Source organism: Geodermatophilus obscurus (assembly GCF_900143215.1).
In the GTDB taxonomy this organism is placed as follows: domain Bacteria; phylum Actinomycetota; class Actinomycetes; order Mycobacteriales; family Geodermatophilaceae; genus Geodermatophilus; species Geodermatophilus obscurus_A.
This window is the reverse complement of sequence record NZ_FRDM01000020.1, coordinates 42909-66044: the sequence shown is the minus strand read 5'-3', so window position 1 is coordinate 66044 and position 23136 is coordinate 42909. Positions and strand designations below refer to the sequence as shown.

Annotated in this window: 21 protein-coding genes; 11 read left to right on the top strand and 10 right to left on the bottom strand. The window is 73.1% G+C overall.

All coding sequences use genetic code 11. From position 1 onward, the window contains the following. Positions 1-14 precede the first annotated feature (14 nt). Complete coding sequence (locus BUB17_RS17055) at positions 15-227, top strand: hypothetical protein (protein ID WP_072919877.1); 213 nt, start codon at positions 15-17, stop codon at positions 225-227. Positions 228-233: 6 nt separating this feature from the next. On the opposite strand, the gene BUB17_RS26190 is transcribed toward BUB17_RS17055, so the two are convergent. Further along, complete coding sequence (locus BUB17_RS26190; protein WP_072919876.1) at positions 234-500, bottom strand: hypothetical protein; 267 nt, start codon at positions 498-500, stop codon at positions 234-236. Positions 501-580: 80 nt separating this feature from the next. Here BUB17_RS26190 and BUB17_RS17045 point away from each other — a divergent pair, with 80 nt between their 5' ends. From BUB17_RS17045 to BUB17_RS17030, 4 genes are all read left to right on the top strand, one after another. Then, on the top strand, positions 581-1747 hold the full coding sequence (locus BUB17_RS17045; RefSeq protein WP_072919875.1) for a Gfo/Idh/MocA family protein: 1167 nt from the start codon (positions 581-583) through the stop codon (positions 1745-1747). 233 nt (positions 1748-1980) lie between these two features. Then, positions 1981-2961: a substrate-binding domain-containing protein gene (locus BUB17_RS17040; RefSeq protein ID WP_072919874.1), complete on the top strand. Its 981-nt coding sequence runs from the start codon at positions 1981-1983 to the stop codon at positions 2959-2961. Between the two features lie 64 nt (positions 2962-3025). After that, positions 3026-4105: an ABC transporter permease gene (locus BUB17_RS17035; RefSeq protein WP_072919873.1), complete on the top strand. Its 1080-nt coding sequence runs from the start codon at positions 3026-3028 to the stop codon at positions 4103-4105. A 2-nt stretch (positions 4106-4107) separates the two neighbouring features. Further along, positions 4108-4923, top strand: coding sequence for an ATP-binding cassette domain-containing protein (locus BUB17_RS17030; protein WP_072919872.1), 816 nt, complete (start codon positions 4108-4110; stop codon positions 4921-4923). A 155-nt stretch (positions 4924-5078) separates the two neighbouring features. Here BUB17_RS17030 and BUB17_RS17025 read toward each other — a convergent pair whose 3' ends face one another. Further along, a complete protein-coding gene (locus tag BUB17_RS17025) occupies positions 5079-6278 on the bottom strand; it encodes a phytanoyl-CoA dioxygenase family protein (RefSeq protein ID WP_072919871.1) in 1200 nt (399 codons plus the stop codon). A gap of 103 nt (positions 6279-6381) precedes the next feature. Further along, the gene (locus BUB17_RS17020) at positions 6382-7218 is read right to left on the bottom strand and encodes an aldo/keto reductase (protein ID WP_072919870.1); all 837 of its coding nucleotides are present in this window, start codon (positions 7216-7218) and stop codon (positions 6382-6384) included. Between the two features lie 63 nt (positions 7219-7281). Here BUB17_RS17020 and BUB17_RS17015 point away from each other — a divergent pair, with 63 nt between their 5' ends. Then, complete coding sequence (locus tag BUB17_RS17015; RefSeq protein ID WP_072919869.1) at positions 7282-8322, top strand: LacI family DNA-binding transcriptional regulator; 1041 nt, start codon at positions 7282-7284, stop codon at positions 8320-8322. A 110-nt stretch (positions 8323-8432) separates the two neighbouring features. Continuing rightward, the gene (locus tag BUB17_RS17010) at positions 8433-9440 is read left to right on the top strand and encodes a Gfo/Idh/MocA family protein (RefSeq protein ID WP_072919868.1); all 1008 of its coding nucleotides are present in this window, start codon (positions 8433-8435) and stop codon (positions 9438-9440) included. A 120-nt stretch (positions 9441-9560) separates the two neighbouring features. Here BUB17_RS17010 and BUB17_RS17005 read toward each other — a convergent pair whose 3' ends face one another. Together BUB17_RS17005 and BUB17_RS17000 are read right to left on the bottom strand one after the other, a co-directional pair. After that, positions 9561-10559, bottom strand: a complete 999-nt coding sequence (locus BUB17_RS17005; protein ID WP_072919867.1) for a sugar phosphate isomerase/epimerase family protein — start codon at positions 10557-10559, stop codon at positions 9561-9563. 18 nt (positions 10560-10577) lie between these two features. Continuing rightward, positions 10578-11777: a Gfo/Idh/MocA family protein gene (locus tag BUB17_RS17000; RefSeq protein ID WP_072919866.1), complete on the bottom strand. Its 1200-nt coding sequence runs from the start codon at positions 11775-11777 to the stop codon at positions 10578-10580. Between the two features lie 143 nt (positions 11778-11920). Between BUB17_RS17000 and BUB17_RS16995 the strand changes: the two genes are divergently transcribed. Then, a complete protein-coding gene (locus BUB17_RS16995; protein ID WP_244277308.1) occupies positions 11921-12949 on the top strand; it encodes a LacI family DNA-binding transcriptional regulator in 1029 nt (342 codons plus the stop codon). A 156-nt stretch (positions 12950-13105) separates the two neighbouring features. After that, positions 13106-15379 (top strand): cytochrome P450/oxidoreductase, encoded by a 2274-nt coding sequence (locus BUB17_RS16990; RefSeq protein WP_072919865.1) that lies wholly within the window; start codon positions 13106-13108, stop codon positions 15377-15379. Positions 15380-15449: 70 nt separating this feature from the next. On the opposite strand, the gene BUB17_RS16985 is transcribed toward BUB17_RS16990, so the two are convergent. Beyond that, positions 15450-16457, bottom strand: a complete 1008-nt coding sequence (locus tag BUB17_RS16985) for a LacI family DNA-binding transcriptional regulator (protein WP_072919864.1) — start codon at positions 16455-16457, stop codon at positions 15450-15452. Positions 16458-16568: 111 nt separating this feature from the next. Here BUB17_RS16985 and BUB17_RS16980 point away from each other — a divergent pair, with 111 nt between their 5' ends. Further along, positions 16569-17579, top strand: coding sequence for a Gfo/Idh/MocA family oxidoreductase (locus BUB17_RS16980; RefSeq protein WP_072919863.1), 1011 nt, complete (start codon positions 16569-16571; stop codon positions 17577-17579). Then, a complete protein-coding gene (locus tag BUB17_RS16975; RefSeq protein ID WP_141243058.1) occupies positions 17576-18355 on the top strand; it encodes a TIM barrel protein in 780 nt (259 codons plus the stop codon). Before BUB17_RS16980 ends, BUB17_RS16975 begins: the two co-directional genes overlap by 4 nt. 230 nt (positions 18356-18585) lie before the next feature. Here BUB17_RS16975 and BUB17_RS16970 read toward each other — a convergent pair whose 3' ends face one another. The 4 genes from BUB17_RS16970 to BUB17_RS16955 are packed head-to-tail and all read right to left on the bottom strand — an operon-like array spanning position 18586 to position 23116. Further along, positions 18586-20079 carry a CoA-acylating methylmalonate-semialdehyde dehydrogenase gene (locus tag BUB17_RS16970; RefSeq protein WP_072919862.1) on the bottom strand — a complete coding sequence of 498 codons (1494 nt, stop codon included), beginning with the start codon at positions 20077-20079 and terminating at the stop codon, positions 18586-18588. A gap of 9 nt (positions 20080-20088) precedes the next feature. Further along, positions 20089-21045, bottom strand: a complete 957-nt coding sequence (locus BUB17_RS16965; RefSeq protein ID WP_072919861.1) for a sugar phosphate isomerase/epimerase family protein — start codon at positions 21043-21045, stop codon at positions 20089-20091. Then, the gene (locus tag BUB17_RS16960) at positions 21042-22115 is read right to left on the bottom strand and encodes a Gfo/Idh/MocA family protein (protein ID WP_072919860.1); all 1074 of its coding nucleotides are present in this window, start codon (positions 22113-22115) and stop codon (positions 21042-21044) included. The genes BUB17_RS16965 and BUB17_RS16960 overlap by 4 nt, the downstream gene beginning before the upstream one ends. Then, a complete protein-coding gene (locus tag BUB17_RS16955) occupies positions 22112-23116 on the bottom strand; it encodes a TIM barrel protein (protein ID WP_083606389.1) in 1005 nt (334 codons plus the stop codon). Before BUB17_RS16955 ends, BUB17_RS16960 begins: the two co-directional genes overlap by 4 nt. Positions 23117-23136: the final 20 nt, after the last annotated feature.

The window sequence follows — 23136 nt, the reverse complement described above, 5'->3', positions numbered from 1 at the left end:
TCCGGAGAAAAGCCATGTTCCGCTCGCCCCGTTCCCCCCGCCTCTCCCTCCCGCGCGCCGGGCGCCGGACCCGCCTCACGCTCGAGCGTGAGCTGGCCGGCTACTCCTCGGCCGCCGAGCTCAACGACCTGGAGTTGATCGTCGAGGCCGGGCAGGCCGCCGACCGCGGCGAGGTCGCCACCCTGCTCCGCCAGCAGGCGCACCGACGGCTGTTCCGCACCCGCTGACCCTGGTCAGGCGAAGGGGTTCTGCCCGGCCTCGATCCGCTCCGCGAACTCGGTGAGCGCATCGAGGTCGGGCTCCCCCCCGGCCGAGCGGACGACGTCTTCGAGAACGACGCGCACCTCCGCGGCCGACCGGCCGGCGCGGTCATGAGCCACCTCGGCCAGCCGGGGACGCACCTGTTCGCTCAGCTGCGCGGCCAGCCGCGGCGACGGAGGCCGCAGGAGGTCGAGCAGTCCCTCCTGCAACCCCGGACGGAACAGCGGCCTGCCGACCATCTCGTCCTCCCGAACCTGAGCCGGGTCGCCACGATGCGACGGTCGAGGTGACCGGTGTGGTCCCACTATCGTCGGGCCACATGACTCGTGGTGGCCGTCCGATCGGCGTGGCGGTGGTGGGCTTCGGCTGGATGGGCCGCGCCCACGCCCAGGCCTACGCGCGCGTCCGGCACCACTTTCCCGAACTGCCGGTCCCTGACCTCGTGGTCGTCGCCGACGAGGTCCCGGGTCGGGCGGAGGGTGCGGCGGAGCAGTTCGGGTTCGCCTCGCCGGTCCAGGACTGGCGCGCGGTGCTCGGCGATCCCCGCGTCGCGGCGGTCAGCATCACGGCGCCCAACTTCGTCCACCGTGAGATCGGCGTCGAGATGGCGCGGGCCGGCAAGCACGTCTGGATCGAGAAGCCGGTCGGGCTGACGGCGGACGACGCCCGCGCGGTGGCCGCGGCCGTCCGGGAGTCCGGTGTGCAGAGCGCGGTCGGCTTCAACTACCGGCACGCCCCGGCTGTCGCCGCCGCCCGGCAGGTGATCGCGGACGGGGAGATCGGGGCGGTGACGCACGCCCGGGTCCGCTTCTTCAGCGACTACGCCGCGCATCCCGACGGGGCGCTCACCTGGCGGTTCGAGACCGCCCGGGGAGGCAGCGGCGTCCTGGGTGACCTGGCGTCGCACGCCGTGGACATGGTCCGCCACCTGCTGGGTGACATCGCCTCGGTGACCGCGGACACCGCTGTGTTCATCGGCCAGCGGGTCCGGCCCTCCGGGGCCACGTCGGGGCACGCCCGTGCCGTGGGCGGAGAGCCGGGCCCCGTGGAGAACGACGACTACGTCTCCGCCCTGCTGCGCACGACGTCCGGTGCGCGCGTCGTCCTGGAGGCCAGCCGCATCGCTGTCGGCGAGCAGAACAGCTACGGCTTCGAGGTGCACGGCACCGCCGGCGCGCTGTTCTGGGACTTCCGCCGGATGGGCGAGCTCGGGGTCAGCCGAGGGGGCGCCTACCAGGACCAGCCCGTGAGCACCGTGCACGTCGGCCCCGGCGCCGGCGCGTACGCCGCGTTCCAGCCCGGCTCGGGCATCGCCATGGGGTACGACGACCTCAAGGTCGTCGAGTGTGCCGACTTCCTGCGCTCCATCGTCGACGGCCGTCCGCACGGGACCTGGATCGACGACGCCGTCCACGCCGCTGTCGCGCTGGAGGCGATGGTCGAGTCCGCGGCCGTCCGCGGCTGGGTCGACGTCCCGACCCTCTGAGGTGAGTTCACCGGCGGGTTGCCGCCGGGGTTCCTGTCGCCACACGCTGCCTCGACCCGTACCCGCTCGGCTGTCGGAGTGGTGCCGGGGCGATGCCCCTGTCGAGGCGGGGCCTGGACGGGGAGGCTATTGACGACCCATGTTACTCGTGTCACATTCCTCATGTCAGTTTGTCCGAACATAGCGTCTCAGGGGCAGCTTCCCTGGTGGATCGCACGAGAGGAACGCACTCGATGAGAACTGTCAGAAAGCCGCTGAGGACGCTGGCCGCTGTGAGTGTCCTGGGCCTGGTGGCGGCCGGGTGCAGCAGCCAGGGCGGTGCGCAGGACGACGGCGGCGCCGCCGCCGCCGGCGAGGAGTACACCATCGCGATGGTCACCCACGAGGCGCCGGGTGACACGTTCTGGGACAAGATCCGCAACGGGGCCGAGGCCGCGGCCGCCAACCACAACATCACGCTGAACTACTCCGCGGACCCGGACGCCGGCCGGCAGGCCACGCTCGTGCAGAACGCCATCGACAGTGGGGTCGACGGCCTGGCGGTCACCCTGCCCACGCCCGACGCCATCGGGCCGGCCGCGCAGGACGCGGTCGACGCCGGCATCCCGGTCGTGGCGTTCAACGCCGGTGGGGATGCGTACCGCGACTTCGGCGTCTCCATGTACTTCGGTTCGAACGAGGACCTCGCCGGGCAGGCCGTCGGCACGCAGCTCGCCGAGACCGGGTCGACCGGGAAGACCGTCTGCGTCATCCAGGAGCAGGGCCAGGTGCAGCTGGAGACCCGCTGCGCCGGCGTGGCCAAGACCTACCCCGACACCGAGATCCTCTACGTCAACGGGCGCGACCTCCCGTCGGTCCAGCAGACGATCGGGGCCAAGCTGCAGCAGGACCCGTCGGTCACCGCGATCGTGGCGCTGGGTGCGGACATCGCGCTGGCATCACAGCAGTCCAAGGACGACGTCGGCAGCCAGGCCGCCATCGCCACCTTCGACCTGAACCAGGACGTGGCCCAGCAGATCCAGAGCGGCGGCATCGCGTTCTCGGTCGACCAGCAGCCCTTCGTGCAGGGCTACATGGCCGTGACCTCGCTGTGGCTCAACATCACCAACGGGAACGACATCGGAGGTGGTGGTCCGGTCCTGACGGGCCCGTCGATCGTCGACTCGAGCAACATCGACGCGATCCTGCCGTTCACGGAGAACAACACCCGCTAGTTCCGTCCGGGGGAGCCGGGCGTCCGGCCCGGCTCCCCCGCCCACACCCCCTGGGAGCAAGGCCATGAGCTCGCCCGTGGCGACACAGCCCTCATCGCAACCGTCCCCACCCGGCGCCGGTGCGCCCGCCGCACCGGCCCGCCAGCAGCGGTCGCTGGTGTCCCGGGTGCTCGCCCGCCCCGAGGTCGGCGCCCTCGCAGCCGCCATCGCCGTCTTCCTCTTCTTCTACGCGGCCGCCCCGACCTTCCGGTCCCTGCCCGCGGCGTCGACCTACCTGTACGCCAGCGCGACGATCGGCATCGTGGCCGTCGGCGTGGCCCTGCTCATGATCGGCGGCGAGTTCGACCTGTCCGCCGGTGTCGCGGTGACCACGGCGGCGCTGACCGCGGCGATGCTGTGCTACCAGTTGAGCCTCAACGTGTGGGTCGGCGTCGTGGTCAGCCTGGTCGTCGCCCTGGCCATCGGCTTCCTCAACGGCTGGTTGGTGGTGCGCACCGGCATCCCCAGCTTCCTGGTGACGCTCTCCACGTTCTTCGTGCTGCAGGGGCTGAACCTCGGCGTCACGAGGCTGATCACCGGTGCCGTCGCGACGCCCAACATCAACCAGCTGGACGGCTTCGACTCCGCACGGGCCGTGTTCGCCTCCGATGTGAACCTGGGCCTGATCACCTTGAACATCACCATCCTGTGGTGGGCGCTGTTCGTGGCCGTCGGCACGTGGGTCCTGCTGCGCACCCGGGTCGGCAACTGGATCTTCGCCTCCGGCGGCAACGAGGCCAGCGCCCGCGCGGTCGGCGTCCCCGTCCGCAAGGTCAAGATCGGCCTGTTCATGGCCGTCGGCTTCCTGGCCTGGTTCCTCGGCATGCACCTGCTGATGAACTTCAGCACCGTGCAGGCCGGCATCGGCGTGGGCAACGAGTTCGTCTACATCATCGCCGCGGTCGTCGGCGGGGCGCTGCTCACCGGCGGCTACGGCTCGGCGGTCGGGTCGGCGCTGGGTGCCCTCATCTTCGGCATGACCACCCAGGGCATCGTCTTCGCCGGCTGGGACCCGAACTGGTTCCGCACCTTCCTCGGCGTGATGCTGCTGCTCGCCGTCCTGGTCAACCTGTACGTCAAGAACTACGCCGCCCGGAGGAAGTGACCATGACCGACACCATCGCCGAGCACGCCGCGCGCGACCTGCACAAGGGTGAACCCCTGGTCGAGATGGACGGGGTCGGCAAGGCCTACGGCGCCATCCGGGCGCTGGAGGACGTCAATCTCACCGTCAACGCCGGCGAGGTGACCTGCGTCCTCGGGGACAACGGCGCCGGCAAGTCCACCCTGATCAAGATCATCTCAGGCCTCCACCCGCACTCCGAGGGGACGCTCCGCGTCGATGGGAAGGAGCGGCACTTCTCCTCACCGCGCGAGAGCCTCGACACCGGGATCGCCACCGTCTACCAGGACCTCGCCGTCGTGGGTCTGATGGAGGTCTGGCGCAACTTCTTCCTCGGCTCGGAGATCCGGAAGGGCAACTACCCCCTCGCACCGCTGGACATCAAGGCCATGCGGGAGATCGCCGACACCGAGCTGCAGAAGATGGGGATCCACGTCAAGGACATCAACCAGCCGATCGGCACGCTCTCCGGCGGTCAGCGGCAGTGCGTCGCGATCGCCCGGGCGGTCTACTTCGGTGCGCGGGTGCTGATCCTGGACGAGCCCACCGCAGCACTGGGTGTCAAGCAGTCGGGCGTGGTGCTCAAGTACACCGCCGCTGCCCGCGACGCCGGCCTGGGGGTCGTCTTCATCACGCACAACCCCCACCACGCCTACATGGTCGGCGACCACTTCGTCATCCTGAAGCTCGGTCGCCGGGTGCTGGACAAGAAGCGCTCCGAGGTCACGCTCGAGGAGCTCACCGCCGAGATGGCGGGGGGCCAGGAGCTCGCCGAGCTCTCCCACGAGCTCAAGCGCTGAGCAAGGACGGCGCGGGCCCCGGGACGGGGCCACGGCGCCGATCCGTGACGATCACGAGGGGGTCGTGGCGACACGCGGCTGTCGGCCCGCGTGTCGCCACTGCTCCTCCGTGGTCGTCGTTCGACGGGGAACGCCCGGAGCCGGTCGGGGCGGTGTCAGCTGTCCCGGCGCGCCCCACTGGTGCGGCGCCCGGCCTGCTCGGCCAGCTCCCGGTGGAGGTCTTCGGGAGACCAGTCCTCCTGCAGGGCGCGCCACACCAGCTCGGCCTGGGTCTCCGGCGCCAGGCCGCCGATCGGCTGGTCACGGTCGAGGTCGGTCGGGAAGGCGTAGCCCTCCGCCGAGGCGGCGAACACGTTGCGCAGCGTGCGCTCGTCGGCGCCGGCGGCCCGTTGCGCCAGCAGCACCGGGTAGAGCGCCCGGACCATCGCCGTCCGGTCGACGGTCTCCATGGCCCGGCCGAAGGCGGAGGAGACCTGCAGCAGATTGGCCATGCGGCGCACGGCGGCCGAGCGGTTGGTGCCCGCCCCGTGGAAGAGCGCCGGGTTGAAGAAGGCGGCGTCACCCGTGCGCAGCGGCAACTGGACGAAGTGCTGGTCGAAGTAGGCGGTGAACTCCGGCCGGTGGAAGGCGACGTAACCGGGGGGGTACTTCTGCGAGTGCGGCAGGTACATCGTCGGCCCGGTCTCCACCGGCATGTCGCAGTGCGCCACCGCGCCCTGCAGCGTCATCACCGGGGAGAGCCGGTGCACGTGCGCCGGGTAGGCCAGGGCCTGCTCCTCGGACATGAAGCCCAGGTGGTAGTCGCGGTGGGCGACCTGGGCCTGCCCTCCGGGGTTCACCACGTTGACCTGGCTGGTGAGCTGGTAGCCGCGGCCGAGCCACGCCTCGGAGACCAGCGCGATGACGTCGTTGCCGTAGTAGGCGGCGAAGGCCTCCGGGTCCCGGACGGCGAACTTGTCCAGCGCGCCCCAGATGCGGTCGTTGGCGCCCGGCTTGGCGAAGTGGTCGCCGCCGACGACGCCGGCCGCCTTCTGCTCGTCGATCATCGCCTGGCACACCGCCGTCGCCCGGTCGACGACCGCGGTGTCGGGGAAGGCGCCGGCGAACACGACGATCCCCGGGCCGTCGGCGAGCGCACGGGCCAGCTCGGCCTGCACCGCCCGACGCCCCTCGGGGCTGGCGACGGAGTCGCGCAGCCGTGGGCCGTAGACGAGGACGTTCTCGCGCACCTCGTCGGCGGAGGGGTACTCGGCCAGGTCGGTGGTCGTCTCGACGAGCGCGCGGAAGTCCTCCAGACGGCAGTCGTCCGCGGTGAACCAGCCGGGAGCGGTCCGGGCCGCGAGGGGTGCGGTCATGGCGTCGTCCTTCCTGAGCGGGGCGGGCACTCCCGAGCCTGGCGATCGGGATACCGCGTCCACAAGGCCGCCGATCCCTCAAGAACCCGTCATCGGGTGGGGCTCAGAACTCCTCCCAGACGTCCGGGTGCTGGCCGTTGACGCGGGTGCCGTCGGCCAGCGTGGCGATGCCGGCCATGTCCTCGCCGTCGAGCTCGAAGCCGAAGACGTCGAGGTTCTCGACCAGCCGGCTGCGGGACGACGCCTTGGGGAAGGTCACCAGGCCCTGCTGCACGTGCCAGCGCAGCACCACCTGCGCGGGTGTCCGGCCGTGGCGCGCCCCGATTTCCGTGAGCACCGGTTGCCGCAGCAGTTCCCCGCCGTTGGCCAGCGGCGACCACGACTCGGTGACGATGCCGCGGCGGGCGTCGTCGGCCCGCTGCTCGAGCTGGGGGGCGCGGGGGTGGCACTCGATCTGGTTGACCGCCGGCACCGTCGACGAGGCGGCGGCGAGCCGGTCGAGGTGCGCGGGCAGGAAGTTGGAGACGCCGATGGCGCGGGTGAGTCCCTCGTCGAGGAGCTCCTCCATCGCCCGCCACGATTCGACGTAGCGGTCGAGCCGGGGGAGCGGCCAGTGGATCAGGTAGAGGTCCACGTGGTCGGTGCCCAGGCGGTCCAGGCTGGCCCGCAGCGCGGCCTTGGCCGTCTCGTACCCCTGGTCACGGCCGCGCAGCTTGGTGGAGACGAAGACCTCCTCGCGCGGCAGTCCGGAGTCGGCGATGCCCTGGCCGACGCCGCGCTCGTTCTCGTAGCTGGCCGCGGTGTCGACGAACCGGTAGCCGACCTCGAGTGCCTCGCGGACGATCCGCCGCGTCTCCTCGTCGGGGAGCCGGGCGGTGCCCAGGCCGAGCTGGGGGATCGTGACGCCGTCGTCCAGGGAGACGGAGGGGACCGTGGTCATCCCGTCAGCCTGGTGAGCCCGCGGGCACGCGGTCAACCCTCAGAGACCCCTCAAACTGGTGCCGTGCCGCACCCCTACCCCATCCGCGAGATCGCCCGCCAGGCCGGCCTGTCCGAGGCGACGGTCGACCGCGTCCTCAACGCCCGGGGCGGGGTCCGCGCGAGCACGGTGCAGGAGGTGCACCGCGCCATCGCCGACCTGCACCGGCAGCGCTCGCAGGTGCGGCTGACCGGGCGGACGTTCTTCCTCGACCTGGTCGTCGACGCGCCGGCCCGGTTCTCCGCCGCGGTGCGGGCGGCCCTGGAGTCCCAGCTGCCGGTGGTCCGCCCGGCGACGTTCCGGGCCCGGTTCCACCTCGCCGAGGCCCCACCGGTGACCGGGCTGGCGGCCACGCTCGACGGGATCGCCCGGCGCGGGTCGCAGGGCGTCGTCCTCAAGGCCCCAGACCACCCGCTGGTCGTCGCGGCGGTCGAGCGGCTGGCCGAGGCCGGGATCCCCGTCACCACGCTGGTGACGGACCTGCCGACCAGCCGCCGGGTCGCCTACGTCGGCCTGGACAACCGGGCGGCCGGCGCGACCGCCGCCTACCTGCTCGACCAGTGGCTGCCCGACGACGCCGCAGTCCTCGTCACCCGGGGCACCGGGTCCTTCCGTGGCGAGGACGACCGGGAGATGGGCTTCCGGGCCACCGCCCGCGCGCTGCGTCCGGGTCGGCGGCAGGTCGACCTGGTGGACGTGACCGGGGACGACGACGTGCTGCGCGGACTCGTCCGCGACGCGATCGCCGCCGACCCGGACATCGCCGCCGTGTACTCGATGTACGCCGCCGGCGGCAACGCCGCGACCGTCGCGGCCTTCGCCGATGCCGGGCGCAGCTGCCGCGCGTTCGTCGCCCACGACCTGGACGCCGAGAACCTCGCCCTGCTGCGGGAGGGCCGGCTGTCCGCGGTGCTGCACCACGACCTCGCACTCGACCTGCGCCGCGCCTGCCACGTCGTGATGCAGGCCCACGGCGCGCTGCCCGGCACCCCGCGGTCCTGGCACTCCGGCGTCCAGGTGGTGACGCCGCACAACATCCCGGCAGAGCTCCTGTCAGCGCGGTGACCCGTTGAGGGGTTCTTGACGGACCTGTGCCGTTGACCTGGCCGTGGTCCGGCGCACAGCCTCGACACGGCCCTGCGCTGCGCCGGGCCGGACGGGACCGAGGAGGGGTCGTGGCGCTGGACGTCGGGGTCATCGGGGTCGGCATGATCGGCCAGGAGCACATCCGCCGGCTGGACGGCGGTCCCGGGGGCAGCCGGGTGGTCGCGGTGGCCGACGCGGACGCCGGACGCGCTGCGACCGTGGCTGCGCAGCTCCCCGCCGCCAAGGCGCTGCCCAGCGGCGAGGACGTCATCGCATCGGATGCGGTCGACGCCGTCGTCGTCACCTCGTGGGGGCCGACGCACGAGCCGTACGTGCTGGCGTGCATCGCCGCCGGCAAGCCGGTGTTCTGCGAGAAGCCGCTGGCCACGACGCAGGAGGCCTGCCGGCGGGTCGTCGACGCCGAGGTCGCCGCCGGCCGGCGGCTGGTGCAGGTCGGCTTCAACCGGCGCTTCGACCCCGCGCACCGGGCCCTCAGGCAGGCAGTGGACGACGGGGTCATCGGCGCCCCGCTGCTCGTGCACTGCGCCCACCGCAACGCCTCGGTGCCCGCGCACTACACCCGCGACATGTCCATCGCCGACACCGCGATCCACGAGATCGACGAGCTGCGCTGGCTGTTCGGCCAGGAGATCGTCGCCGCCCAGGTGTTCACGCCCCGCAGGAGCAGCCGCGGCGGCGAACTGCAGGACCCGCTGCTCGTGCTCTTCGAGATGGCGGACGGCGTCCTCGTCGACCTCGAGGTGTCGGTCAACGTGCACTACGGCTACGAGATCCGCTGCGAGGTGTCGGGGGAGACCGGCACCGTCGAACTGGCCGAACCGGCACCGGTGCGGATCCGCCGCGAGGGCACCGTCGCCGGTCTCGTCCCGGCCGACTGGCGGGAGCGGTTCACGCTGTCCTACGACGTCGAGCTCCGCGAGTGGGTCGACTCGGTCGTCGCCGCGCGGCCACCGCAGGGGTCGAGCGCCTGGGACGGCTACGCCGCGCAGGTCGTCTCGGACGCGGCGCTGCAGTCGTTGCACGCCGGGGGCCGGGTGGCGGTGGAGCTCCCCGGGCGGCCCGAGCTCTACCGGTGACGACGGACGGGGCCGGGCCTCTCCGGATCGGGGTCCTGGGGTCACCCGCGTCGCCCCGGCCCGCCGTCCCGGCCGCGGGGGCGGCGCTCGAGCCGCACCGGGCCGGGGCGTGACCCGCCGCTACAGCTTCTCGGCCGCCGCCCGCAGGTTCTCCGCGGCCAGCGCGAGGCCCTGGAGGCGGTCGTAGGTGGCGTCCTCGTGCTCGATGTTGACCGCCATGTCCGGGTCGACCTCGGCCAGCGCGCGGAGGAACCCGGTCCACCAGTCGACGTCGTGGCCGACGCCGACGGCGACGAACCGCCACGCCGGGTTCTCCGGCCACGCGTTGCACCAGGAGCCGTAGCCGGTGGGGACCCTGCCCGGGGCGTCGGCGGGCACCCGGGTGAACGAGGTGTCCAGCACGCCCCGGATGTCGACGCCGGGGAAGATGGCCGCGTCCTTGGCCGCGGCGTGGAACACCAGCGGGCCGAGGTCGCGGATGCAGGCGACGACGTCCATGCCCTGCCACATCAGGTGCGAGGGGTCCATCTCGGCGCCGATGTTCGTGGCGCCGATGGTGTCGACCAGCCGGCGCAGGGTCACCGGGGAGAACACCAGGTTGTGCGGGTGCATCTCGATGGCCACCCGGACGTCGTTGGCGCGGGCGAGGGCGTCGATCCCGGTCCAGAACTCCGCCGCGACGCCCCACTGGTAGTCCAGGACGTCCAGGTAGACGCCGTCCCAGGGGTTGACCACCCAGGACGGATACCTGGCGTCGGGGTCGGAGCCGGGCGTGCCCGACATGGTCACGACGTTCCGGACGCCGAGCAGCCCGGCCAGCTCGATGGTGCGGCGCAGGTCGTCGGCGTGCTTGGGGCCGACGCCGGGCAGCGGGTTGAGCGGGTTGCCGTTGCAGTTGAGCCCGGTCAGCTCCATCCCGCGGGGGGTGAAGGTCTCCAGGTAGTCGCGCCGGGCCTGCTCGGAGGCGAGCAGCAGGTCGACGTGGCAGTGCGGGGAGGGGATGAAGCCGCCGGTGTTGACCTCGACGGAGGTCAGGCCGTCGGCCTGCAGCACGTCGAGGGCCTGCTCCAGCGGTCGGTCGTGCAGGCAGGCGGTGTAGGCGCCCAGCTTCAGGGACATCGGGGATGGGCCTTCCGGTCAGTGGGTGGGGACGGCGGTGGGGACCTCGGTGGCCGCGCCGTCGGACTGCGCGGACTCCACGACGGCCTGGACGATCTGCATGGTGTGGAAGGCGTCCGCGAAAGTGGCGTTGCGCGGCAGCGGGTCGGGAGTGCCGACGATCTGGTCCAGGAAGGCGCGGCACTGGTAGACGAACATCTCGGCGTTGCCGCCGCCCACGCCCGGCGCCTCCATGGGGTAGCCGCCGGCGAAGTAGGGCATCTGCGGGCCGACGATGACCTGCCGGACGCCGCGGGTGCGGGCCTCGGTCTGACGGTCGTCGACGAGGTATTCCGAGGGCCGGTGCCAGTCGAAGGAGGCGCGTCCGTCCAGCCCGTACACGTCGAAGGCCAGCCCGTTGGGCATGCCGAAGGCGGTGCGTGACACCGAGAACGACGCGGACAGTCCGGACTCGAACCGGGCCGTGAACACGGCGGTGTCCTCGTTCTCGACCTCGCCCATCTCCTCGCTCACCGGGGCGGCATGGTGGCCGACCACGGCGCCGAGCGGCAGCGGCCGCTCGGCGATCTGGGTGGACAGCACCGCTCCGGACACCGACACGACCGGCCCGCAGAGGAACTGGCCGACATCGATGACGTGGGCCCCGATGTCGCCGAGGGCACCGCTGCCGGGTCCGCCCCTGTACCGCCAGGTGAGCGGGCCGCGCGGGTCGCAGGCGTAGTCGCACCAGTAGCGGCCGTCGAACAGGGTCAGCTCACCCAGCTCGCGGTTCTGCACGTGGTCGCGGATGGCGGCGATCGCCGGGGAGCGGCGGTAGGTGTAGCCGACGGCGGTCACCACGTCCGCGGACTGCTCGGCGGCGACCATCGCCTGCGCGTCCTCCATCGAGCCGGCCAGTGGCTTCTCGCAGAGCACGTGCTTGCCGGCGGCGATGGCCGCCTCGGCGATCGGCCGGTGCAGGGAGTTGCCGACGACGATGCTGATCACGTCGATCGAGGGGTCCTCGACGACCTCCTCCCAGCTGGACACCGCCTTCTCGAACCCGTAGCGGCGGGCCGCGTCCCGGGCGAGCTGCTCGTTGGCGTCGGCGATCGCGGCCAGCCGGACGGGTGGCAGGCCCTCACCGAAGACGGTGTTCACCTGGCGGTAGCCGGAGGCGTGGCTGCGGCCGGCCATCCCGGCCCCGATGACCGCCACGGACAGTGGCTGGAGTGACATGGCTGTTCCCCTCCGGCGGTGGGGCGGGCGCGATCCCGCCGACGTGGCACGCTGCGCGCTGGGCGAGTCGCCCGGACGGCCTTAAAGCGCTTTAATGATGGCGCAGATCACAGCAGGGGGCCGCGGTCGTGTCAAGGGAGGAGGTGGACGACCTGAGCGCGGAGGAGTCGGCGCGTCGTCCCCGGCTGCAGGACGTCGCGGCCGAGGCGGGGGTCTCCCCGGCGACGGTGTCGCTCGTGCTGCGCGGCGCCCCGGGGCCGAGCAGCGCCACCCGCGAGCGCGTGCTGGACGCGGCGGGCCGGCTGGGATACCGGCCCGACCGCGCGGCCAGCCTGCTGGCCCGCCGGCGCAGTCGGCTCATCGGCGTCCTGATGGACGTCCGCAGCACCTTCCACGCCCAGCTCGTCGAGGACGTCCACGAGGCGGCCGAGGAGCACGGGTACGACCTGGTGCTGAGCACCGTGACCCGCACCCGGGACGAGGGGCGGGCGGTCGAGACGCTGCTCGACTCGCGTTGCGAGGCGCTGGTCCTGCTGGGGCCGGACGCGCCCGTCGCCCGGCTGAGCGCGCTGGCTCGGCAGCTGCCGGTGATCGCCGTCGGACGCCCGGTGTCGGCCGACGGCGTCGACGTCGTCCGGGCCGCGGACGACGACGGCGTCGCGCTTGCCGTGGACCACCTCGTCGGCCTCGGACACCGCCGCATCGCCCACGTCGACGGCGGGCCCGGGGTCATCGCGGCCGGCCGGCGGCGCGGCTACCAGCGGGCCATGCGCCGGCACCGGCTCGCGTCGCGCGTGCAGGTCGTGGAAGGGGACCACGGCGAGGCGGCCGGAGCGCGGGCGGCGCGGACGCTGCTCGCGTCGGACGCGCCCCCGACCGCGGTCGTGGCCTACAACGACGCCTCCGCGGTAGGGCTGCTCGACGCGTTGCTGCGCCGCGGGGTGGACGTCCCGGGCCGGGTATCGGTGGTGGGCTACGACGACAGCCCCCTCTCGCGGCTGGCGCACGTCGACCTCACCACGGTCAGCCAGGAGTCCCGGCAGCTGGTGCGGCACGCGGTCGCCGCGGTGGTCGAACGGCTGGACGGTGGCCGCACCGAGCGTCGCGAGGTCGTCGTCCCCCCGCGGCTGGTCGTGCGGGGGACGACCGGTCCGCCGCCGGGAGGGGACTGAGTCCCGCATCGGCAGGATGGGCGATCTCCTGCGGGGGTGCCCCATCCGACGCCGTGTCCGGAGGAGTTTGTCCTGACAAGCGGTTGACAGTGGCCTGGGTCACCCGCGAGTCTTCAAGCGCTTCAAGCCGAGCCGCTCCCGACCGCGGAGACCCACATGGCCGAGACCGCCACCACCCCGCTCAGCACCGCGCTGGACTACGACCCGTTCCGGCCGGACTTCTACACGTCCCACCCGTTCGAGGTGTACCGCCGGCTGCGCGACGAGGCGCCCGTCGCCTACAACGAGCGGTGGGGCTGGTGGGTCCTGACCCGCTTCGAGGACGTGCGGGCGGCGGCGCTCGACGCGGACACGTTCCGCAGCTTCGAAGGCATGGACATCGACGACAGCCGCCTGGAGCAGGTGCCGCCCGGCTCGATCGGCAGCATGGACAACCCCCGGCACGACCAGGTCCGCTCGGTGGTGCAGCCCTACTTCGTGCCGCGCCGGATCGCCGAGCTCGAGGACGGCATCCGCGCCGTGGTGCGCGACCTGGTCGGCTCCTGGCGGGACCGCGGCGCGGGGGGCCGCGCAACGGTGGACATCGCCCAGGAGCTGGCCTGGCCGATGCCCTTCGACGTCTTCTTCCACCTCATGGGCCTGCCGAGCCGGCACGCCGAGGACCCCGTCGAGCAGGCGCGGCGCCAGCAGCTGGAGCACTGGACGCACGAGCTCAAGGACCGCGTGCCCGGCACCCCGCACCTGACCCCGGTGGCGAAGGCGGCCACCGCGGCCGTCCAGCAGTACTTCATCGACCTGCTCGAGGACCGCCGCCGCCGCGCCCGCGAGGACCTGGTCACCCGGTTCGTGCAGGCCGACATCGGCGGGGTGCCGTTCGTCGACGCGCAGGTGACGCCGGCCTCCGAGGTCAGCGGTCTGATGATGATCCTCTTCCTCGGCGGCGTGGAGTCCACCGCCGGGCTGACCGGCACGCTGTTCGAGCTGCTCGCCGAGAACCCCGACCAGCGGGCGCTGCTGCAGGCCGACCCGTCGCTCATCCCGGCCGCGGTCGAGGAGGCGATGCGCCTCATCACGCCCCTGCAGCTCACCGCCCGGACCACGTCGCGCGAGGTCACCCTGCACGGGGTCACCATCCCGAAGGGCGGCCGGGTCGTGCTGGTGATGGGGGCGGCCAACCGGGACGAGCGCCAGTTCCCCGACCCGGCCCGCTTCGACATCACCCGGCCCCGCGGTCGGCACCTGGGGTTCGGTGAGGGCGTGCACGGGTGCTTGGGCGCGCCGTTGGCCCGCCTGGAGGCGCGGATCGCCCTCGAGGAGGCCCTGCCCGTGCTGGGCGACTACGAGCTGGCCGGTCCGCCGACCTTCTACCCGAGCTCGCCGAACATGTACGTCTGGAAGAACCTGCCGATCACCTTCGGCCGCTCGAGCCGCCGGCCGCACGTCGAGGCCGTCTCCCACCGGACGACGACCGTCACCCTCGCCACCTCGGAGTTCGAGGCCGGGGCGACGGTGGTCGCCAAGCAGGAGGCGGCCGACGGCGTCGTCGCCCTGACCCTGCGGGAGGCCGGCGGCCGGCCGCTGCCCGCCTGGGAGCCGGGCGCGCACGTCGACCTGGTCCTGGACGGGGCGCCCACCCGGCAGTACTCGCTGTGCGGCGACCCGGCCGACCACTCCGCCTACCGGCTGGGCATCCTGCGTGACCCGGAGGGACGCGGCGGCTCCCTCTTCGTCCACGACCGGCTGCAGGAAGGGAACGCCGTCCGCATCCGCGGCCCGCGCAACAACTTCCCGCTGGTGGCCTCGCCGCGGTACCTGTTCATCGCCGGTGGCATCGGCATCACCCCGGTCCTGGCCATGATCCGGGCCGCGGAGGCGGCGGGCGCCGACTGGGAGCTGGTCTACGGCGGCCGGCGCCGCGCGTCGATGGCCTTCCTCGACGAGCTCGCGCAGTACGGCGACCGGGTCTCGGTCCGCCCCCAGGACGAGACCGGGCTGCTCGACCTCGACGCCCTGCTCGGCACCCCCCGGCCGGACACCCTCGTCTACTGCTGCGGCCCCGAGCCGCTGCTGGCGGCGGTCGAGCGGCGCTGTGCCGGCTGGCCGCGCGGGGCGCTGCACGTGGAGCGGTTCGCGCCCCGGCCGCAGACCGAGCCGGTGCGGACCGAGGCCTTCGAGATCGAGCTGGCGCAGAGCGAACTGACCCTCACCGTCCCGCCCGACCGGTCGATCCTGTCGGTCGTCGAGGAGGCAGGCATCGGCGTCCTGTCCTCGTGCGCGGAGGGCACCTGCGGCACTTGCGAGACCGCCGTCCTCGGCGGCGTGCCGGACCACCGGGACTCCGTCCTGAGCCCGGAGGAGAGGGAGGCCGACGACTGCATGATGATCTGCGTGTCCCGTGCCCGTACGGATCGGCTGGTGCTGGACCTCTGAAGAAGGATCCTCCTGCCCCCACCGTTCACGAGCTCGCGGCGGGACCCTGGAGGAGGGCCGTTCCACGACGTCACCGGGAGCGGGGTGGGGCGGTGGTGCTCCGGACGACGAGCCGGGGCGGGACCACCAGCTCGCGCTGCTCGACGGGGACCCCGTCCAGCCGGTCGAGGGCCCGCCGCACGGCCAGCGTGCTCAGCTGCCCGACGTCCTGGGCGACGGAGGTGAGGTCGACCGAGGAGAGCCGGGCGATCCGGCTGTCGTCGTAGCCGACCACGCTGACGTCCCCGGGCACCGTGCGCCCCGCTCGGCGGAGGACGTCGAGCAGGCCCAGGGCGCACCGGTCGTTGAAGACCGTGACCGCACCGGGCAGGGGGCCGGCCAGGAGGGCGCGTGCCGCGACGGCGCCGTCGTCCTCGGTGAGCCCGCCGGGCAGGACGCGCGGGGTGAGCCCGTGCCGACGCACCGCCTCGCGGTAGCCCCGCCGGCGCTCGGCGGCGCCCGGTGCCCGCCCGCCGTCGACGTGCACCACGTCGCGGTGGCCGAGCGCCACCAGGTGGTCCAGCGCCAGGTGCATGCCCTCGTCGTCGGCGGTCCGGACGACGTCGACCGCGGTGGACCGCACGGAGCGGGCGACGACCACGACCGGCAGGCGGGTGGCCAGGTGGGTGAGGTGTGCGGTGGGCGACGCTGGGCCGAGCAGCACCAGCGCCTCGCAGCGGTCCCCCAGCAGGCTGTCGACCGCCCGTTGCTCCCCGCGTCCCGGCGTGACGGCGCTCAGTGCCAGCTCGTACCCGACCTTCCCGGCGGCGTCGTAGAGCCAGGTCAGCAGGTCGCCGTGGAAGGCGTGCTGGACCCCGAACACGACGCCGATCAGCCGGCTGCGGGAGCTGCGCAGCAGGCGGGCGCGGGTGTCGGCGCGGTAGCCGATCTCGTCGGCGGCGCGTCGTACCCGCTCGCGGGTCGCGCTGCTGGCGCCGGGGGCGTCGCGTATCACGATCGAGACGAGCGCCGTGGAGACCCCGGCGCGGGCCGCGACGTCGGCCAGGGTCGGCCGCCGGTCGGAACTCGGCGAGGGCACGGGGGGAGCGTAGTCCGACAACCTAGAACGTTCTAGCTCAGTGCCCTTGACGGGGGAGGTGGTCGGCGTCACGCTGACGGTGGCCTAGAACGTTCTAGCAGAGGAGTCGGGATGGCGACTGGGACCGTGGGTGTGGCCCTGATCGGATCGGGGCGGATGGGGGCCTTCCACGCCGAGACGCTCGCCCGGCGACTGCCGCACGCGCGGCTGGCCGCCGTCGTCGACCCCGCACCGGGGGCCGCGGAACGGCTTGCCGGCACGCTCGGGGCGGACCGGGCGTACACCACCGTCGACCAGGCCTGGGACGACCTCGCTGTGCAGGCCGTAGTGATCGCGGCGCCGGCCCGGTCGCACGCCGACCTGGTCGTCGCCGCCGCGGGTGCGGGCCGGCACGTGTTCTGCGAGAAGCCGATGGCGGTCACGCTCCCGGAGGCCGACCGGGCCATCGACGCCGCCCGTTCCGCGGGCGTCGTCCTGCAGGTGGGCTTCAACCGCCGCTTCGCCGCGGACTGGCGGGCCGCCCGGGCCCTGCTCGACGCCGGGACGCTCGGCACCCCGCGCCTGCTGCGCTCGCTGACCCGTGACCCCGGCGGCTTCGACCCATCCCGCGTGCTGCCGGACACGATCTTCCTCGAGACGCTGATCCACGACTTCGACACGCTGCGCTTCCTCAACCCCGGCGCCGAGGCCGTCGAGGTCTCCGCCGTCGGCGACGCGCTGGTGGAGCCGGACTGGCGGGACAGCGGCCTGCTGGACACCGCGGTGGTCACGGTGCGGTTCGACAACGGCGCGATGGCGTTGGCCGAGGCCTGCTTCGAGGCCGCCTACGGCTACGACGTCCGTGGCGAGGTGCTCGGCTCCGGCGGCATGGCCACCATGGGCGACGGCCGCCGCAGCGGGATGGCCTTCTCCGGGCCGGCCGGGCGGCTCGTCGAGACGGTCCGCGGGGACCAGGAGCTGTTCCCCGAGGCCTACACCGCCGAGCTGGCCGCCTTCGTCGAGGCGGTCCGGGTGGGGCGCCCGGCCCCTGTGACCGGCGAGGACGCGCGCGCGGCGCTGGCCATCGCGCTGGCCGCGGCGGAGTCGGTGCGCACCGGCGGCCCGGTGCGGGTCGATAAGTGACGCCGTTCCGACTCGCCGCCTCCGCCGAGATGCTCTTCCGCGACCTGCCGTTCGCCGAGCGGGTGCGGCGCATAGCCGACCTCGGGTTCGAGGTGGAAATCTGGGACTGGACGGCGAAGGACGTCGACGAGCTCGTCGCGACCGGCGCGACGTTCTCCTCGATGACCGGGTACGTCACCGGCACGCTCGCGGACCCCGACGGCGCCGAGGAGCTGCTGCGGACCGCCGAGCAGTCCCTCGCCGTCGCCGAGCGGCTGGACTGCCCGCGGCTCAACGTGCACGGGACCGGGCTGGACGGCCGCGGGCTGCCGGTGGTGCCGACCGAGGTCGTCACCCCGGCGATGTGGCTCACCGCGGCCCGCACGCTCGAGCGGCTGGCGGCGCTGGGTGAGCGGGCCGGCCGGGTCTTCACGCTGGAGAACCTCAACACCGCCGTCGACCACCCGGGGACTCCGTTCGCCCCTGCAGCGGACACCATCGCGCTGGTCGAGGCCGTGGGCAGCCCGCACCTGCGGCTCAACCTGGACCTCTACCACGCGCAGATCGGCGAGGGGAACCTCGTCCAGCTGGTGGAGCGGGCGCTGCCGCTGGTGGGCGAGATCCAGGTGGCCGACGTCCCCGGCCGGTGCGAGCCGGGCACCGGGGAGATCCACCACCCGGCGATCGCCGCCGCGCTCGACCGGCTCGGTTACGCGGGGGTCGTCGCCCTGGAGGGCTGGGCCGCCGGAGACCCGGCCGTGGCCCTCGACCGGTTCCGCGCCGCGTTCACGCTCTGACGACCCGGCAGGTCCTCCCGACGATCATGGACCTGGGGAGGCGACAAGCCCGCGGGCGTGTCGCCACCGCGGCTCCGTGATCGTCGCGGGGTTCGGATGACGCGAGCAGGGTCCGGGCGGTTGCGGCACTGTGCGAGCACAGCGATCAGCCCCGCGGTGGAGCACCGCGGGGCTGATCCGCGTGCGGGGCCGGCGCCGGCGGAGACGGGTCTCGCCGGCGCCGGCCGGTCTCAGGCGTTCTGGGGGAAGCCGAGGTTCAGGCCGCCGTGGCTGGGGTCCAGCCAGCGACTGGTGATGACCTTGCCGCGGGTGAAGAAGTGCACACCCTCGGCGCCGTGGGCGTGGGAGTCGCCGAAGAGGCTGCTCTTCCACCCGCCGAAGGAGTAATAGGCCATCGGGACCGGGATGGGCACGTTGATGCCGATCATCCCGACCTGCACCTCGTGCTGGAAGCGCCGGGCGGCGCCGCCGTCGTTGGTGAAGATGGCGGTGCCGTTGCCGTACTCGTTGCGGTTGATCAGCTCGACGGCGTGCTCGTAGGTGTCCACCCGCAGCACCGAGAGCACCGGCCCGAAGATCTCGTCGGTGTACACGCTCATCGGCGGCTCGACGTGGTCGACGAGGGTCGGGCCGAGCCAGAAGCCGTCCTCGCTGCCGTCGGGGGTCACCTGGCGACCGTCCACGACCAGCTTCGCGCCCTCCTTCTCGCCGGCCTCGACGTAGGAGGCCACCCGGTCGCGGTGCCGCTTGCTGATCAGCGGGCCCATGTCGCTGCCCTTGCGGCCGTCGCCGGTGCGCAGGGTCGCGGTGCGCTCGGCGATGCGGGCGACCAGGTCGTCGCCGATCCCGCCGACGGCGACCACCGCACTGATCGCCATGCACCGCTCGCCGGCCGACCCGAACCCGGAGTTCACCGCCGCGTCGGCGGCCAGGTCGAGGTCGGCGTCGGGCAGCACGACCATGTGGTTCTTCGCCCCGCCCAGGGCCTGCACCCGCTTGCCGTTGCGGGTGCCGGTCTCGTAGACGTAGCGGGCGATCGCGGTGGAGCCGACGAAGGACACCGACCGGATCTCGGGGTGCTCCAGCAGCCGGTCGACGGCGACCTTGTCGCCCTGGACGACGTTGAACACGCCGTCGGGCAGGCCGGCCTCCTTCCACAGCTCGGCCATCCACAGCGCGGCCGAGGGGTCCTGCTCGCTGGGCTTGAGGACGACGGTGTTGCCGGTCGCGATCGCGATCGGGAAGAACCACATCGGCACCATCGCCGGGAAGTTGAACGGGCTGATGATCACCACCGGGCCGAGCGGCTGGCGGATCGAGTACACGTCGACGTTGGTCGATGCGTTCTCGGTGAAGCCGCCCCGCACCAGCGAGGGCACGCCGCAGGCGTACTCGACGACCTCCTGGCCGCGGGAGACCTCGCCGAGTGCGTCGTCGAGGACCTTGCCGTGCTCGGCGGTGATGATCGCGGCCAGCTCGGGCTTGCGGGTGTTGAGCAACTCGCGGAAGCGGAAGAGCACCGCCGTCCGCTTGGCCAGCGACGTGTCGCGCCAGCCCGGGAACGCCGCGGTGGCGGCGGCGACGGCCGCGTCGACCTCGGAGGCATCGGCGAGCGCCACCTCGCCGATGACCTCGCCGGTCGCCGAGTCGGTCACCTCTCCGGTGCGGCCGCTGGCGCCGTTCCGGCGGGCGCCGTCGATCCAGTGCGGGATGTGCGTGGGCATGGCTACCTCTCAGGGAGCGGTGTCGTCGGGGAGCGGGGTCTGCGGGAAGTTCGGCCGGTTCGTGCCGCCCTCGGGCCGGGCGGCGTCGGCGTCGGGGAGCGACCCGGCGGGGAAGTGCTTGGCGACCAGCCGGCGGATCCCGTCGAGCATGCGGATGCCGGACTCGCGGGCCTGGTCGTCCCAGCCGAAGACGCACGTGGTCAGCACACCGTCGAAGCCGATCCCGGCCAGCGCGGCGAAGGCCTCGTCGAAGTCGACGTCCCCGCGGCCGATCTCCGCGTGCTGGTGCACGCGGGTGCTGTTGCCGGGCGGGTTGGTGATGTAGCGCAGCCCGTCGGAGGCCCGGTGGTCCATCGAGTCGGCGACGTGCACGTGGGTGAGCAGCTCGCCGGCGTGCGCGATGATCCCGGCCGCGTCGTCGCCCTGGTGGAACGTGTGCGGCAGGCAGTACAGGAAGGAGACGCACGGCGAGTCGATGCCGCGCACCATGTCGACCGCCGGGTGGCCGAGCTCGATGAAGTCGTCCGGGTGCGGCTCGAGCGCCAGCTTCACGCCCTCGCGCTCGAGGACCGGCAGCAGCTCCTCCATCGACCGCCAGAACATCGCCTCGGCGAGCTCCGGGGCCTCGGGGCGTCCGTTGAACTCGGAGTTCATCGTATGCACGCCGAGCTCGACGGCGATCTCGATCGCCCGCTTCCAGTAGCGGACGGCGGCCTGCCGCTCGACCTCGCCGGGTCCCGACCAGCGCATGACCGGAAGCAGCGAGGTGACGCCCACGCCGGCGTCGGCGAGCTTCGACCGCAACGCGCGCACCGTGGCGGTGTCGACCCGGGGGTGCTTGAAGAACGGGACGAAGTCCTCCCGGGGCGAGAGCTCGATCCACTCGTAGCCCATGCCGGCCACCACGTCCGGCAGCTCCAGCAGCGGCGTCGTCCGCAGCATCTGCGGGTCCAGGGCGATCCTCACCGCGGCTCCAGCCGGATCTCGGTGCGCTGACCGGTGCGGAGCGCCTCGACGCCGGCCGCGCAGACGGCCTGGGCGGCGTAGCCGTCCCACGCGCCCGGCCCGTCGATCTCCCCGCGGCGGGCGGCGTCGATCCAGCGCTGCAGCTCGATGTCGTAGGCCCGCCCGAACCGCTGGCGGAAGTCCGGCGCGATGCCGCTGGACCGGGCCGCGCCGGTCGGCCCACCGGAGGTGCGGACCAGGCCGGCGTCGAGGCCGATCATCGCGCTGCCGTCCTCGCCGACGACCTCGGTGCGCACCTCGTAGCCGACCCCGGTGCTCACGAAGCACTCGACGTCGACCATCCGGCCGCCCGTGGTCTCGAAGACCACCAGCAGCGGGTCGGACTGGCCGGCGACCGCGTGCCGGGTCGCCCGCGGCCGCAGCACGGTGACCGCGGCGATCTCCTCGTCGAGGAGGAACCGGGTCACGTCGACCTCGTGGACCACCGAGTCGTTGACCATCATCTCGCTGGTGAAGTGCGGGGGGACGGCGGCGTTGCGGTGCGCGCAGTGCACGACCAGCGGCTCGCCGAGCCCGCCGGAGTCGATCAGCGCCTTGAGCTCGGCGTACTCGGGGTCGAAGCGGCGCATGAACCCCACGGTGACCAGACGGCGGCCGGTGCGGGCGGTGTACGCATCCTCGGCCCGCACGATCCCCAGGGAGCTGGCGGCGTCCATGGTCAGCGGCTTCTCGCACAGCACCGGCTTCCCCTGCTCGATGCAGGCGAGCACCTGCTCCTCGTGGAACCGGCCGGGCGTGGCGATCAGGACGGCGTCGACGTCGTCGTCGTTGATCGCGGCCAGCGGGTCGCCGATCACCCGGCAGCCGGGCACCGCGGCCGCCACCTGCTCGGCCTTCTCCGGGAAAGCGTCGCTGACCGCCACCACGGAGCCCCCCGAGATGCGGCTGTAGAGGCGCGACACGTGGTCGGCACCCATCATCCCGACGCCGAGGACGGCGACCCGCAGGTCGCGCGCCGGGATGTCGGCGAGGTCGGGAAGCGCCCCGGCGCGGGTCTCGGCGGTCGTCACGCCCGGGCCTCCGATCCGGTCGCCGCGGTGCTCGGCGCGCCGATCTGCAGCGACGGGTGGCCGCAGCTGCCGATGTAGCGGTGGGTGCGCTGCGCAATGGGGAACGGCTGGTCGGGTGGGCACGGGTACATGTCGTGCTCGACGATCGCGAACACGTCGAGGCCGTGCTCCTCGATCGCCTCGAACAGTGGCGGGTAGGCGGGCACGCCGTTCGGCGGCTCGACCATGGCGCCCATCCGCACGGCCTCGGGCCAGACGACGTCCTTCTCCAGCACCTCGTCGATGACCGCCGGGTCGACCTGCTTGAGGTGCAGGTAGCCGATCCGCTCCGGGTAGGTGCGGATCAGGTGCAGGTTGTCGCCCCGGTAGTAGCTGACGTGCCCGGTGTCCAGGCACAGCGGCACGAACGCCGGGTCGGTGTCGGCGAGGAAGCGCTCGATATCCTCCTGGTACCCGACGTGGCTCTCCGCGTGCGGGTGGTAGGCGATGGACAGGCCGTACTCCTCCTGCATCGCGCGGCCCAGCCGCTCGACGCCCGTGGTCTTGGCCTGCCAGGCCTCGGGGGTCAGCCGCCGGGGCTCGATGTCGGCCCCGGTCTTCTCGTCGCGGAACATCCCGGGGATGACGACGACGTGGGTGCCGCCCATCGCCGCGGTCAGCGCGGCGACGTCCTTCACCTGGCTCCACACCGCGTCCCAGGAGTCCGGCCGGTGCAGGTGCTCGAACACCGTCCCGGCCGAGACCCGCAGCCCGCGCGCGCCGAGCTCGTCGGACAGCCGCGCCGGGTCGGTGGGGAGGTAGCCGTAGGGGCCGAGCTCGATCCACTCGTACCCGCAGGTGCTCACCTCGTCGAGGAACCGCTGCCAGGGGACCTGCTGCGGGTCGTCGGGGAACCAGACGCCCCACGAGTCGGGTGCCGACCCCACCCGGATCCGGCTGCGGCCCCGGCCGTCGCCGGCGTTCTCCTGCGGTGCGGGGGCCAGCTGGTTGTCCGCGCTCATGCGGTCCTCCTCCTGGGACG